We start from the raw sequence: 12676 nt of genomic DNA on the forward strand, positions 1-12676 counted from the left end.
GCCAACCAAGGTTGGCATCTACCAGGAGCAGATTCGGACGTGCCAACCAAGGTTGGCACCCACCGGCGTTACCGCGCGGCCAGTGTGCCGCTGTGCTTGAGGTGGCAGCTGGCCAGCGCGTCGTTGCCGGCGGCCGGGTGGCCGGGCTCGAGCAGCAGGCGCTGCACGTCCGAGAACAGCTTTTCCACCGGCATGCCGTACGGCGCGAACAGGCGCAGGCGGCCCTGGCGGTCGAACACGTAGCCGCCGGCAATGTGGCTCATGGTGTAGGTATCCGGTACCTGACCGGGTTCCTTTTCGTAGAACGCCTTGAAGTCGCTGGCCATCGCGGCCAGCTGCGCATCGTTGCCAACCAGCGCGATTGCCTTAGGATCGAACGCTTCCACATAGGTGCGCGCGACCTCGGGCGTGTCGCGGGCCGGGTCGACGCTGACGAACACCACCTGCAGCTGATCGGCATCCTTGCCCATCAGGTGCTTGACCTGGCTCAGCTCGACCATCGTGGTCGGGCACACGTCCGGGCAGCTGGTGAAGCCGAAGAACAGGTAGGTCACCTGCCCCTGCAGGTCCTTCGGGCCGCGCACGGTGCCGTGGCTGTCGGGCATCGACCACTGCTGGCCAAGTTCTTCGCAGGCGATGTCCTTCGCATAGAAGTCCATGCGCGACTGCGCGCTGCAGCCGGCCAGCAGGCCGAGCAGCAGGCCTGCGGCCAGGCGCAGGCCACGATGGGGGAACGCAATGCCTTTCACGGTTCGCCAGCTCAGTTGATCATCATGTGGTAGTGCATGCTCCAGATGATCCAGACCGACAACGCGACGACGATGAACAGGATCACCAGGGTGAACACGAAGCTGGCCAGGTTCCAGCCACCTTCGGACTTGCGGTCCATGTGCAGGAAATAGACCAGCTGCACCAGGATCTGCGCCACTGCGAAGCCGACCAGCAGGAACAGCGTGAGCGGCCGCGACAGCACCGGATTCATCACCAGTGCGAACGGCACCACGGTCAGCAGCGCGCACAGCACGAAACCGATCAGGTAGGACTTGGTGGAGCCGTGCGCATTGCCGGCGCGCGAGGTTTCGACGTGGGCCATGTCAGAAGGCTCCGATCAGGTAGACGAAGGTGAAGACGCAGATCCACACCAGGTCCAGGAAGTGCCAGAACAGGCTCAGGCACGACACGCGGGTGATGTTGGTCGGGGTCAGGCCACGGCGGTAGACCTGGTGCATGACCACCGCCATCCAGATCAGGCCGCTGGCCACGTGCAGGCCGTGGGTGGCGACCAGCGCGAAGAACGCCGACAGGTAGGCACTGGTGCTCGGGCCCGCGCCTTCGTGGATCAGGTGCGAGAACTCGTAGATCTCCATGCCGATGAACGAGGCACCGAGCACGAAAGTCACGCCCAGCCAGCGCAGCACCGCCGAGGCATCGTGGCGATGCATGGCCAGAACGGCCTGGCCGTAGGTGATGCTGGAGACCAGCAGCAGGAAGGTCTCGGCCATCACGAACGGCAACGAGAACAGGTCCTTGCCGGTGGGGCCGCCGGCGTAGGCGGTGCTGAGCACCGCGTACGAGGCGAACAGGGAACCGAACAGCACCAGGTCGGACATGAGATAGACCCACATGCCGAACACCTTCATGCCGCCCTGTTCGTGGCCATGGTCGTGCTCGTGGTGGTCCTCGTGCGCCTGCGTGTCGCTGGCCAGCTCCGGGCGGGTCAACAGGTTCATGCGCGTACCTCCTTCAGCTTGGCAAGGTTGGCCGCTTCGGTGCGCGCCACCTCTTCGGAACTGACGTAGTAATCCACGTCCTCATCGTAGGACCGCACGATCAGGGTCACGATCATCGCGATGAAGCTGGCTGCGGCCATCCACCAGATGTGCCAGACCAGGGCGAAGCACAGCACCAGGATCCAGATGTTGAGGATCAGCGGCACGCCGGTGTTCTTCGGCATGTGGATCGGGGCGTACGTCTTCGGCGGCGGCGGCAGGCCGCGCTTCTTCGCTTCGTGGAAGGCATCCAGCTCATCGGCCTTGGGCACCACGGCGAAGTTGTAGAACGGCGGCGGCGACGGCGTGGCCCATTCCAGCGTGCGTGCGTTCCACGGGTCGCCGGTCAGGTCCAGGTTGCGCTTGCGGTCGCGCACGCTCACGTAGATCTGCACCAGCATCAGGATGATGCCCGCGAACACGAACAGTGCACCGATGAAGGCGGCGATCAGGTACGGCGTCCACGCCGGGTTGTCGTACTGGTTCATGCGGCGGGTCATGCCCATGAAGCCCAGCATGTACAGCGGCATGAAGGCCAGGTAGAAGCCGATCACCCAGCAGGCGAACGACCACTTGCCCAGGCGCTCGTTGAGGGTGAAGCCGAACACCTTCGGGAACCAGTAGGCGAAGCCGGCCAGGTAGCCGAACAGCGCGCCGCCGATGATGGTGTTATGGAAGTGGGCGACCAGGAACAGGCTGTTGTGCAGCAGGAAGTCCGCGCCCGGGATGGCCAGCAGCACGCCGGTCATGCCACCGATGGTGAAGGTGACCAGGAAGGCGATGGTCCACAGCATCGGTACGCTGAATTCGACGCGGCCGCCGTACATGGTGAACAGCCAGGTAAAGATCTTCACGCCGGTGGGGATGGCGATGATCATCGTCATGATGCCGAAGAAGGCATTGACGCTGGCACCCGAGCCCATGGTGAAGAAGTGGTGCAGCCAGACGATGAACGACAGGATGCCGATCGCCAGCGTGGCGCCCACCATCGACTTGTAGCCGAACAGCTTCTTGCGCGCGAACGTGGCGGTGACTTCAGAGAAGATGCCGAACGCCGGCAGCACCAGGATGTACACCTCCGGGTGGCCCCAGGCCCACACCAGGTTCACGTACATCATCGGGTTGCCACCCAACGTGTTGGTGTAGAAGTTGAAGTCCAGGTAGCGGTCCAGGGTGAGCGCACCCAGCGCCACGGTCAGGATCGGGAAGGCGGCGATGATGATCACGCTGGTGACCAGCACGGTCCAGGTGAACACCGGCATCTTCATCAGGGTCATGCCCGGCGCACGCATGCGCAGGATGGTGATGAACAGGTTGACGCCGGTCAGCAATGTGCCGATGCCCGAGGCCTGCAACGCCCAGATGTAGTAGTCCACGCCTACGCCCGGACTGAACTCGATGCCCGACAGCGGCGGATAGGCGACCCAGCCGGTCATGGCGAATTCGCCAACGCCCAGCGAGATCATCATCAGCGCAGCGCCAACCACGAAGATCCAGAAGCTGAAGGCGTTGAGGAACGGGAACGCCATGTCGCGTGCGCCGATCTGCAGCGGCACGATGATGTTCATCAGGCCGACCACGAACGGGGTGGCCACGAAGAAGATCATGATCACGCCATGCGCGGTGAAGATCTGGTCGTAGTGCTCCGGTGGCAGGAAGCCATCACTGCCTGGCCCGGCCGCGGCCAACTGCGCGCGCATCATCAGCGCGTCGGCGAAGCCACGCACCAGCATGACCAGCGCCACTACCACGTACATGATGCCGATCTTCTTGTGGTCCACGGTGGTGAACCAGTCGCGCCAGAGCACGCCCCATAGCTTGAAGTACGTCACCGCGCCAAGCAGCGCGAGGCCACCCAGCACCATGGCCGCCAGCGTGACCACGACGATCGGCTCGTGCAGCGGCACGGCCTCCCACGTCAATTTACCCAACATGTTCGTTACTCCTGGGAAACCTGGGCACCACCGGCAGCACCCGCCGGGGACGCAGCAGCGGTGTTCTCACCGACGCCGATGAACTGGTCGATGACCTTCTTGAACAGCAGCGGTTCGACGCTGGAGAAGTGCTGCACCGGCGCGTTCTTCGACGGTGCGGCCAGCGCCTTGAACTGGTTGAAGTCCAGCGCCTGTGGTGCGCTGCGTACCTCGGCCACCCAGCGCTCGAACTCCTCGTTGCTGCTGGCGGTGGCAATGAACTTCATGTTCGAGAAGCCATGCCCGCTGTAGTTGCCGGACATGCCACGGAACTGGCCGGGCTCGTTGGCGATCAGGTGCAGCTGCGTGCGCATGCCGGCCATCGCGTAGATCTGCCCACCCAGCTGCGGGATGAAGAAGGTATTCATCGTCGAGTTGGAGGTGATGTTGAACGCCAGCGGGCGGTTGGCCGGGAAGTTGAGCTGGTTGACCGTGGCGATGCCCAGGTCCGGGTATACGAACACCCATTTCCAGTCGGTGGCGATCACGTCCACGTGCAGCGGCTCACCGGCCACGTCCAGCGGCTTGTACGGGTCCAGTTCGTGGGTCGACTTCCACACGATCACGGCCAGGCCGGCAATGATCAGCAGCGGCACGCCCCAGACCACGATCTCCACCTTGGTGGAGTGCGACCACTCCGGCGTGTATTTCGCCTTGGTGTTGCCGGCGCGGAAGCGCCAGGCGAATACGAAGGTCAGCACGATGGCCGGTATCACCACGATCAGCATCAGGCCGATGCAGATCAGGATCAGGTCGCGCTGGGCGAGCCCGACCATGCCCTTCGAATCCAGCAGCACCCAGTCACAGCCCGACAGGCCGACGCAGGCCAGGGCGACCAGCGCCAGGCGGATGCGGTTCCAGCAGATATTCATTGGAGGTCAACCCTGTTGAAGAAGCGCGCTTGACCGGCTCGCCTGCGCGCAGCGCCCGGGCGTGGAGCGGCTACACTGTGGGTACGAGGTCGCCTACAAGAGAGCGATCCACTCCAATCAAGCCCATACAAGATACATCATTGTATGGACTTGTGCATCTGCACGTATGGAAAAACTGACCGATGACGCCACCTGCCGCCGGCCGCCGCCTGAAACACCCCAATCGCACCTGGGTTCGCCCCTTCCGCGAGGGCGCTGGCCCGCTGTACCTGCAGATCGCCCAGCAGGTGCGCGAGGCAGTGGATGACGGCGTGCTGCGTCCGGGCGACCGACTGCCGCCGCAGCGCGACCTGGCCCAGCAGGTGGGCGTGGACCTGACCACGGTCACCCGGGCCTTTGCCGAGCTGCGCCAGGCTGGCCTGCTGGATGCGCAGGGCGCCGGCGGCACCTTCATCGCGCTGTCGGCCGGCAACCGCAGCACCTCGGTGGACCTGAGCATGAACATCCCGCCGCTGCTGGGCAGCGCGCCGTTCGCACAGGGCATGGAGGCCGGTTTCCAGCACGTGGGCCAGCAGCTGGGCCAGGGCGAACTGATGAGCTACCACGTCGGCGCCGGCACCCGCGAGGACCGCGCCGCCGCCGTGCAGTGGCTGTCACCGGTGCTGGGCACGGTGGGTGCCGACCAGGTGGTGATCTGCCCCGGCGCGCAGACCGCACTGTGCGCACTGATCCTGGCCCGCACCCAGCCGGGCGAGCTGATCGCCGCCGAGCAACTGACCTACCCGGGCCTGCTGGCCGCCGCGCGCGTGCTGCAGCGGGGTGTGGTGCCAGTGGCAATGGACGCCGAAGGCATGCTGCCCGACGCGCTGGAAGAGGCCTGCCAGCTACGCCGCCCGCGCCTGCTGTACTTGGTACCGACCATCCAGAACCCGACCACGGCGACGATGTCGGCACAACGCCGGCAGGCCCTGCTGGCGGTCGCGAAACGCCACGATCTGACCGTGATCGAAGACGATCCCTACTGGTTGCTGGCCGGGGACGCCGCACCGCCGCTGGCCGCCCACCGCGACGCCGGCTGCCCGGTGTATTACATCTCCACCCTGTCCAAGTGCCTGGCACCGGGCCTGCGCACCGCCTACCTGGTGGTGCCGGGCGGCGAACCGATGGAACCGGTGCTGGACGCCCTGCGTGCGATCGCGCTGATGCCGACCCAGTCAATGGTGGCGGTGGCGTCGCAGTGGATCCGCAGCGGCCAGGCCCAGGACATGGTGCAGCGCTTCCAGCAGGAGCTGCGCGAGCGCCAGGCGATTGCCGCGCAGTACCTGCCGTCCCGCGCGCGGGCGCACCCGGCCGGCCTGCACGTATGGCTGCCGCTACCGCCGCGGCTGGACCGGTACCGGCTGATCCAGGCCGCACAGGAACAGGGGCTGGGCATCGCCAGTTCGGACGCCTTCAGCGTGGAGGAACCGCCACCGGGCAACGCCATCCGCCTGTCGCTGGGCGGCGCAGTTGACCAGGATGCGCTGGCCGGGGCGCTGGCCAAACTGAACGAGATCCTGTCTGAGGCCCCCGGGGCCCGGCACAACGCCATCGTCTGAACCGGGCGCATGGCGCCGCATCCATACAAGATGATATTTTGTATGCAATGTATGGATGAAGGGACGTGCGTCGATGCGCGCCGAGAGACTGAAGTTCCACCTGGTAATGGCCGGCTGTGGTGGCTTTGTGGTGTTGATGCTGGCTGCGCTGGCCTGGGTCTGCCTGCAGCCGCAGACCGTGGATGTGCAGGCCGCCGAGCGCCACGCCATCGAGCAATGCGTGCAGCGCAGCGAGGATCCGTCGCGTAGCGAGATCCAGCGTCGCGCGCAGGCCGACTCCTGCCGCGAGATGCGCAAGCAGTACGTGCACAAGTTCGGCGGGGACGCGTCCTGATGGGCGCAGCCGCGCCGCGCCGCCGCTGGCTGCTGCCGACGATGATCGCCCTCGCCTGCCTGTTCATGGCCGGCGTGGCGGCTGCGCTGTGGCAGTACTTCGGCTACAGCGCGCAGTCGACGTTCACCGAACAGGCCATCGTCTTCGACGACTCGCAGCTGCGCCTGCCGTCCGATCTGGCCGGCGATACCGGCCGCATCCGCGTGGTGCACTTCTGGGACCCGGCGTGTGCCGTCTGCAACCGCGAAACCGGCGCACACCTGAGCTACCTGATCAGCATGTACCGCCGCGCCGGCATCGACTTCTATGCGATCCGCCGCCCCGGTACCCACGGCGAACTGCCTGAGCCGCTGCGCAACAAGGTGATCAACCTGCCGACCATCGACGGCATCGAACACATCCCGGCGAGCCCTGCCGTGGCGATCTGGGACCGGCAGGGCCACCTCGCCTATGCCGGCCCGTACAGCATCGGCATGGTCTGCAACTCGGCCAACAGCTTCGTCGAACCACTGCTGGACAGACTGGTGCGCGGCGAAACCGTGCGCCCGAAAGGACTGCTTGCCGTGGGCTGCTACTGCCCCTGGCAGGCCAAGCGCTGAGGACGCGCAATGACACCACTGACGCTGGCCGCTGTGGCCGCCACAAGCAATAACGGCGGTCACCTGTCCGAACCGACCGATGGTTATGGACAGGCTCCCGCCGTTGGAAGCAACGATACGCCCCGACATGCTCCGTACATGCCGCGACCGGATGTCGCAGCCCGCGAATGGGTGCAGGACGTGCTCGCGCACAACGGGCCGATCTACCTGCGCATCGTCAATTCGCTGGAGCGCACGGTGCGTCGCGGAGGGCTTGCACCAGGACAACGCCTGCCCTCGCAGCGCGCGTTGGCGCAGCAGCTCGGCGTCGACCTGACCACGGTAACGCGGGCGTTCGACGAAGCGCGCAAGCGCGGCCTGATCGAGGCACGCGGGCCACAAGGCAGTTTCATCGCACCACCCAAGGCCGGCTTCGACCAGGTGGTGGACCTGAGCATGAACGTGCCGCCGGTGCCCGATGCCGATGCGCTGGCCGAGACCCTGCGCCGCGGTGCCGCCGCCGTGCTTGCGCGCAGCAACGCGCCGAACCTGATGACCTACCACCTGGGCGGCGGCAATCCCACCGACCGCCACGCGGCAGCGCGCTGGCTGCAACCGATGCTGGGCGCGGTGGAGGATGCCAGCGTGTTGCTGACCGAAGGCGCGCAGGTGGCGCTTGCCGCGATCCTGGTCAGCCAGGGCCGCGACGATGATGCGATCCTCTGCGATGCGCTGGTCTATCCGGGCCTGCTGCAGGCAGCAGCCGCACTGGGCCGGCGGCTGCTGCCGGTGGACAGCGACGAACACGGCATGTGCCCCGATGCGCTGGCCCGGCTGGCACGCGAAAGCGGCGCGCGGTTGGTCTATCTCAACCCCACCTGCCAGAACCCGACCGCGCTGAGCCTGCCGCTGCAGCGGCGCGAAGCGCTGGCGCGTGTTCTGGAGAGGGAAGGCCTGCTGGCGATCGAAGACGATCCTTACTGGCACCTCGCCGAGGATGCACCGACACCGCTGGCGGCGCTGGCACCGCGCCATGTGTTCTACGTGGCGACGCTGTCGAAGGTGATCAGCCCCGGCCTGCGCACTGCGTTCGTGCAGTGCCCAAGCGCTGCGCACGCCGAGTCGATGACGGCTGCATTGCGGGCGACGCGGTTGATGGGTCATCCGCTGGTCTCGGCGCTGGCCAGCCAGCTGCTGCTGGATGGTTCGGCGCAGTCGCTGCTGGCGCAGGTGCGCAGCGAAGCGCACGAGCGCATGCGCATGGCGCGCTACCTGCTGGCGCCTTCGCTGCTGCTGCGCGCCGAAGGCCTGCATGCCTGGTGCCGGGTACCAGCGCCATGGACTGACGCCACCCTGGTGCGTACCGCACAGCTGCAGGGGCTGGCGATCGCGCCTTCATCGGCATTCTGCCCGCCGGGGGTGCAGCATCAGAACGGCGTGCGGCTGTCGCTGGGGCTGGCGGCCGATCGCCGGCAGCTGGAAAGTGCGCTGCAACGGATTGACCGGTTGTTGTTGTCGGACGCGTTGCCGGCGATCGAGCGGTAGCCCTGGAATGGGATGTGCCGACCAACGGTCGGCACCCACCCGACCGGTAGTGCCGGCCGCTGGCCGGCGGAAGACTCCTCAGCACGGTTGGAATGTGCCAACCAACAGTTGGCACCCACCCGACCGATAGTGCCGGCCGCTGGCCGGCGGAAGATTCCCCGGCACGGTTGGAATGTGCCAACCAAGGTTGGCACCCACCAGAGCAGGGTCAGGCCAAGGCGGAGAGGGCCTTCACCAGCGCATCCATCTGCTGCGGCCGGGTGAACACCGACGGCGTCACCCGCACGCAGGCGCCGGAGTCCAAGCCGTCGCGATGGGTGGTGAACACGCGATGCTCATCCAACAGGCGCTTCTGCAGCGCGATGTTGTCAGCCACGCTGGTGCGCCCGCGCAGGCGGAAGCTGGCCAATGCACTCGCCAACGCCGGATCCGGCGAAGACAGCACTTCGATGTGCGCCATCTGCCGCGCCGGCAGCGTCCAGCGCTCGCGCAGGTAACGCAGGCGCGCCTGCTTGTTGTCCGCACCGATGCGCTGGTGCAGGGCAATCGCCTCCGGAAGTGCCAGGTAAGCGGCGAAGTTGACCGTGCCGGTATGTACGCGGCTGCCCACGCGGCCGTCGTCGGTCTCGCCCATGTACGGGTCGAGGTCCGCAACGCGGCCCCTGCGCACGTACATCGCGCCGACACCGACCGGTGCGCCGATCCACTTGTGCAGGTTGATGCCGACGAAATCGGCCTTGAGCTGCGGCACCGCGTAGTCGATCTGGCCGAACCCGTGCGCCGCATCGACGATCACGTCGATACCGCGTGCGCGTGCACGCTCGGCGATCTCGGCCACCGGCAGCACCAGCCCATGGCGATGGCTGACCTGGGTCAGCAGCACCAGCTTCAGGCGTGGCAGCCGCGCGAACGCGGCCTCGTAGGCCTGCAGGATCTGCGCATGGTCGGGCACCACCGGCAGCGCGATGCGCTCGACCTGCACGCCACGGCGCTGCTGCAGCCAACGCATCGCACCGATCATGCTGTCGTAGTCGATGTCGGCGTACAGCACCTGGTCGCCGGGCCGCAGGCGGTTGTAGCCACCGATCAGCGCCAGCATCGCTTCGGTGGCGCCACGGGTCAGTGCGATCTCGTCGGCGCCCACGCCCAGCAGTTCGGCCACCTGCCGGTGCACCGCCATGTACTGCGCCGGGAACTCATGACGGCCGTACCAGGCGTTGCCACGGTTCACCTCGGCGGTGTGGCGCTGGTAGCTGGCCAGCGTCTCGCGGCCCATCGCGCCCCAGTAGCCGTTCTCCAGGTGGTTCACTTCATCGGTGATGTCGAAGTGGCTGGCCACGGCGGCCCAGTAGCCTTCATCGCGGGCCAGCGCGTCCGGCGCTACGGTCGTTGCGGGAATCTGCATGGGCGCAGCGTAACCCGCGGCAGCCATGGCGGGCAGTGAAGACAGCGCAGCTGCAGCCGGCAGCAGTGCACCGGTACGCAACAGGACGCGGCGGTTGCGGTCCATCAGAAGCTCAGCCGGTACTGTGCGTACAGGTTGGCACCGTCGGTGTCGTACGGCGCGTTGCGCGAGTAGACCAGGCCGCGACTGGCCTGGAAGGTGGCTTCGTCCGGATAGCGGTCGAACACGTTGTCGGCACCCACGCGCAGGCTGTGATGTTCGTTGATGCGATAGCCGACGGCCAGGTCGAGGAAGCTCATCGCACCGAAACGCTGGTAGATATCGCCCACCGCATTGCCGCTGGAATCGGTCCAGGCACCGTAGTAGCGCATGCGCGCCATCAGCGACCAGGCACCGATGTCCCAGCTGCCGGTCAGGCTGCCCTTGTGCTCGGGCAGGCGGTCTTCGAACAGCACGCGCTGGGTCTCGTTGGTTGCCACCGAGGTGCTGCCGTTGTCCACGCGGGTGCGGTTGTAGTTGTAGGCCAGGGTCAGCGTCATGCGGCCCGCGCCGAGGTCGCGCAGGTAGTTGCCGACCACGTCCACGCCGGTGGTGGTGGTGTCGAAGTCGTTGGTGAAGTAGTTCACCGAGGTATAGCCCAGCGGATTGGGCGTACCGGCCGGAATGGCGAAACTGGCCGACTGGCTGAAGCGGTCGGTGAGCTTGATCTGGTAGACATCCACCGAGCCGGACAGGCCCAGGTCGGTGCGCCAGGTCAGGCCCAGCGATGCGGTACGCGATTCTTCCGGCTTCAACGGCCTGGCACCGAGCAGCTGCGCCAGCGGATCGTTCGGCGACAGGCGGCCGCTGGTGAAGATCTGCAGCGTGCGCGTATCCAACCCCTGGGTGGTGCTGGTGGTGTTGAGCTGCGCCGGCGTCGGCGCGCGGAAGCCGGTGGACACGGTGCCGCGCAGGGCGACGTCCGGGGTGATCGCGAAGCGCGCCGACAGTTTGCCGTCCAGTGTGCTGCCGAAGCTGGAGAAGTCCTCATAGCGGCTGGCTGCACCGATGCTCCAGCGCTCGCCCAGCGGCACTTCCATGTCCACGTAGGCGGCCTTGCTGCGCTGGCTCCACTGCCCGGCCTGGCTGGCCGAGAAGCCCGGCGCGCCATTGGAGTTGGCCTCCAGGCCCGCGGCCGCGCCCGGACCCACCGCGTACGAGGCCGGATCACCGGCGCGCACCTGGTAGGTTTCCTGGCGGAACTCGCCACCGAAGGCGACGTTGATCGGCTTGGACAGCGCAGCCACGTCCCATTCGTAGTTGAAGTCGGCGTTGGCGTTCTTCTCGGTCTGGGTCAGGCGGCCGAGATCGAAGTCGGTCGGGCTGGCCGGGCCGAGCGAGGCGTTGATCGAGTTCTTCAGGCGATAGTCGATGGCGTTGCGGCCATACGAGGCGCTGACATCCCAGCGCAGCTTCGGCGTGATCTCGCCGCGCAGGCCACCGACCAGCTGCAGATCGTTCTGCACGTTGCCGTACTGCGGGCTGAAGCCGACCGGATACAGCGAGCGCAGGTTCCAGCCCGGGAAGATGGCGGTGGTGCGGTACGCGCCGGTGGTGGTGTCCGGGTTGCGCCAGTTGAAATCGCTGACGCCATTGCTGTGGCTGTACAGGCCAAAGGCATAGAGCTCCAGCGTATCGCTGGCGTTGGCCTTTACGTTGAAGCCGACGCGGCGGCTTTCCAGTTCCGGCTGGCCCCAGCGCTGCACCGGGTTGGGCACCTCCAGCTCCGGATGCGCGGCCTGGTAGGCGATGGCATCGGGGCGCTGGCGGGTGCGCGAGGTGGCGTCGGAGGTGGACGATTCGGCGAACAGCACCAGGCTGCCATAGTCGCCCAGCGACCAGCCGGTGCGCGCACTGAAATCGCGCGAAGCACCGTCGCCCTGCGCGTACTGCGAGTAGCCGGCGGTGATCTCGCTACCCGGCCCATCCTCCAGGATGATGTTGATGACGCCGGCGATGGCGTCCGAGCCGTACTGCGCCGACGCGCCATCACGCAGCACCTCGATGCGCTTGATCGCGCTGGTTGGAATCTGTGCCAGATCAGCGGCCTGTGCACCACGGTTGCCGAGCAGCGCGCTGCGGTGGAAGCGGCGACCGTTGACCAGCACCAGGGTCTGGTCCGGCGACAGGCCACGCAGCGTCGCCGGACGCACGAACACCTGGCCGTCCGCCATCGGCAGGCGCTGCACCACGAACGACGGCACCAGCTGGGCCAGCACGTCCTTCAGGTCGGTGGATTCGACGGACCTGATGTCTTCCTTGCTGAACACATCCACCGGCGCCAGCGTTTCGAACTGGGTGCGGTTGGACGCGCGGGTACCGGTGACCAGCATCGCGTCGAGCTGGGTGGGCGCGGCGCGGCTGCCGCCGGCGGCATCGACCGCATCGGCCTCCGTTGCGATCGCGCCTCCTGCGCTGGCCATGGAAAGGGCAAGGAGGATGGAACGCGAAAGCTTCGAACGATGCACGGCAGGGCTCCGGGAGGACGCGACAGGGCCAGCACCTGTGCGCACACAACAGGCCTGGACAAGGCGCGCAGTCTCGGCGCGATGTGTGAAGGAGG

The 12676-nt window shown here is 66.7% G+C and carries 11 protein-coding genes; 4 read left to right on the forward strand and 7 right to left on the reverse strand.

From position 1 onward, the window contains the following. Positions 1–68 precede the first annotated feature (68 nt). The 5 genes from QP609_RS19515 to cyoA are packed head-to-tail and all read right to left on the reverse strand — an operon-like array spanning position 69 to position 4614. Positions 69–749 carry an SCO family protein gene (locus QP609_RS19515; RefSeq protein ID WP_014648727.1) on the reverse strand — a complete coding sequence of 227 codons (681 nt, stop codon included), beginning with the start codon at positions 747–749 and terminating at the stop codon, positions 69–71. Between the two features lie 11 nt (positions 750–760). Beyond that, on the reverse strand, positions 761–1093 hold the full coding sequence (gene cyoD / locus QP609_RS19520) for a cytochrome o ubiquinol oxidase subunit IV (RefSeq protein WP_006399830.1): 333 nt from the start codon (positions 1091–1093) through the stop codon (positions 761–763). A 1-nt stretch (position 1094) separates the two neighbouring features. After that, positions 1095–1730: a cytochrome o ubiquinol oxidase subunit III gene (gene cyoC, locus QP609_RS19525; protein WP_014648729.1), complete on the reverse strand. Its 636-nt coding sequence runs from the start codon at positions 1728–1730 to the stop codon at positions 1095–1097. Then, a complete protein-coding gene (gene cyoB, locus QP609_RS19530) occupies positions 1727–3703 on the reverse strand; it encodes a cytochrome o ubiquinol oxidase subunit I (RefSeq protein WP_032958781.1) in 1977 nt (658 codons plus the stop codon). The genes cyoC and cyoB overlap by 4 nt, the downstream gene beginning before the upstream one ends. Positions 3704–3708: 5 nt before the next feature. Then, positions 3709–4614 carry a ubiquinol oxidase subunit II gene (gene cyoA / locus QP609_RS19535; protein WP_032958778.1) on the reverse strand — a complete coding sequence of 302 codons (906 nt, stop codon included), beginning with the start codon at positions 4612–4614 and terminating at the stop codon, positions 3709–3711. Positions 4615–4796: 182 nt separating this feature from the next. Between cyoA and QP609_RS19540 the strand changes: the two genes are divergently transcribed. The 4 genes from QP609_RS19540 to QP609_RS19555 are packed head-to-tail and all read left to right on the forward strand — an operon-like array spanning position 4797 to position 8669. Then, a complete protein-coding gene (locus QP609_RS19540) occupies positions 4797–6212 on the forward strand; it encodes a PLP-dependent aminotransferase family protein (protein WP_197621077.1) in 1416 nt (471 codons plus the stop codon). A 55-nt stretch (positions 6213–6267) separates the two neighbouring features. Then, complete coding sequence (locus QP609_RS19545; RefSeq protein WP_169411283.1) at positions 6268–6546, forward strand: hypothetical protein; 279 nt, start codon at positions 6268–6270, stop codon at positions 6544–6546. Beyond that, the gene (locus QP609_RS19550; RefSeq protein WP_032958773.1) at positions 6546–7145 is read left to right on the forward strand and encodes a DUF6436 domain-containing protein; all 600 of its coding nucleotides are present in this window, start codon (positions 6546–6548) and stop codon (positions 7143–7145) included. The genes QP609_RS19545 and QP609_RS19550 overlap by 1 nt, the downstream gene beginning before the upstream one ends. Positions 7146–7154: 9 nt before the next feature. Next, positions 7155–8669, forward strand: a complete 1515-nt coding sequence (locus QP609_RS19555) for a PLP-dependent aminotransferase family protein (RefSeq protein ID WP_197621076.1) — start codon at positions 7155–7157, stop codon at positions 8667–8669. 208 nt (positions 8670–8877) lie between these two features. On the opposite strand, the gene QP609_RS19560 is transcribed toward QP609_RS19555, so the two are convergent. Together QP609_RS19560 and QP609_RS19565 are read right to left on the reverse strand one after the other, a co-directional pair. Beyond that, a complete protein-coding gene (locus tag QP609_RS19560; protein ID WP_197621075.1) occupies positions 8878–10179 on the reverse strand; it encodes an aminotransferase class V-fold PLP-dependent enzyme in 1302 nt (433 codons plus the stop codon). Continuing rightward, a complete protein-coding gene (locus tag QP609_RS19565) occupies positions 10179–12581 on the reverse strand; it encodes a TonB-dependent receptor (protein ID WP_014648737.1) in 2403 nt (800 codons plus the stop codon). The genes QP609_RS19560 and QP609_RS19565 overlap by 1 nt, the downstream gene beginning before the upstream one ends. Between the last annotated feature and the right edge of the window lie 95 nt (positions 12582–12676).

The sequence above is a fragment of the Stenotrophomonas sp. 8(2023) genome (assembly GCF_030345295.1).
GTDB classification, from domain to species: domain Bacteria; phylum Pseudomonadota; class Gammaproteobacteria; order Xanthomonadales; family Xanthomonadaceae; genus Stenotrophomonas; species Stenotrophomonas muris.

What these genes read in the sequence shown, in the direction of transcription:
- cyoD (WP_006399830.1), bottom strand. Translation starts at nt 1,093, where the DNA reads ATGGCCCACGTCGAAACCTCGCGCGCCGGCAATGCGCACGGCTCCACC.
- cyoC (WP_014648729.1), bottom strand. Translation starts at nt 1,730, where the DNA reads ATGAACCTGTTGACCCGCCCGGAGCTGGCCAGCGACACGCAGGCGCAC.
- cyoB (WP_032958781.1), bottom strand. Translation starts at nt 3,703, where the DNA reads ATGTTGGGTAAATTGACGTGGGAGGCCGTGCCGCTGCACGAGCCGATC.
- cyoA (WP_032958778.1), bottom strand. Translation starts at nt 4,614, where the DNA reads ATGAATATCTGCTGGAACCGCATCCGCCTGGCGCTGGTCGCCCTGGCC.
- QP609_RS19540 (WP_197621077.1), top strand. Translation starts at nt 4,797, where the DNA reads ATGACGCCACCTGCCGCCGGCCGCCGCCTGAAACACCCCAATCGCACC.
- QP609_RS19545 (WP_169411283.1), top strand. Translation starts at nt 6,268, where the DNA reads ATGAAGGGACGTGCGTCGATGCGCGCCGAGAGACTGAAGTTCCACCTG.
- QP609_RS19550 (WP_032958773.1), top strand. Translation starts at nt 6,546, where the DNA reads ATGGGCGCAGCCGCGCCGCGCCGCCGCTGGCTGCTGCCGACGATGATC.
- QP609_RS19555 (WP_197621076.1), top strand. Translation starts at nt 7,155, where the DNA reads ATGACACCACTGACGCTGGCCGCTGTGGCCGCCACAAGCAATAACGGC.
- QP609_RS19560 (WP_197621075.1), bottom strand. Translation starts at nt 10,179, where the DNA reads ATGGACCGCAACCGCCGCGTCCTGTTGCGTACCGGTGCACTGCTGCCG.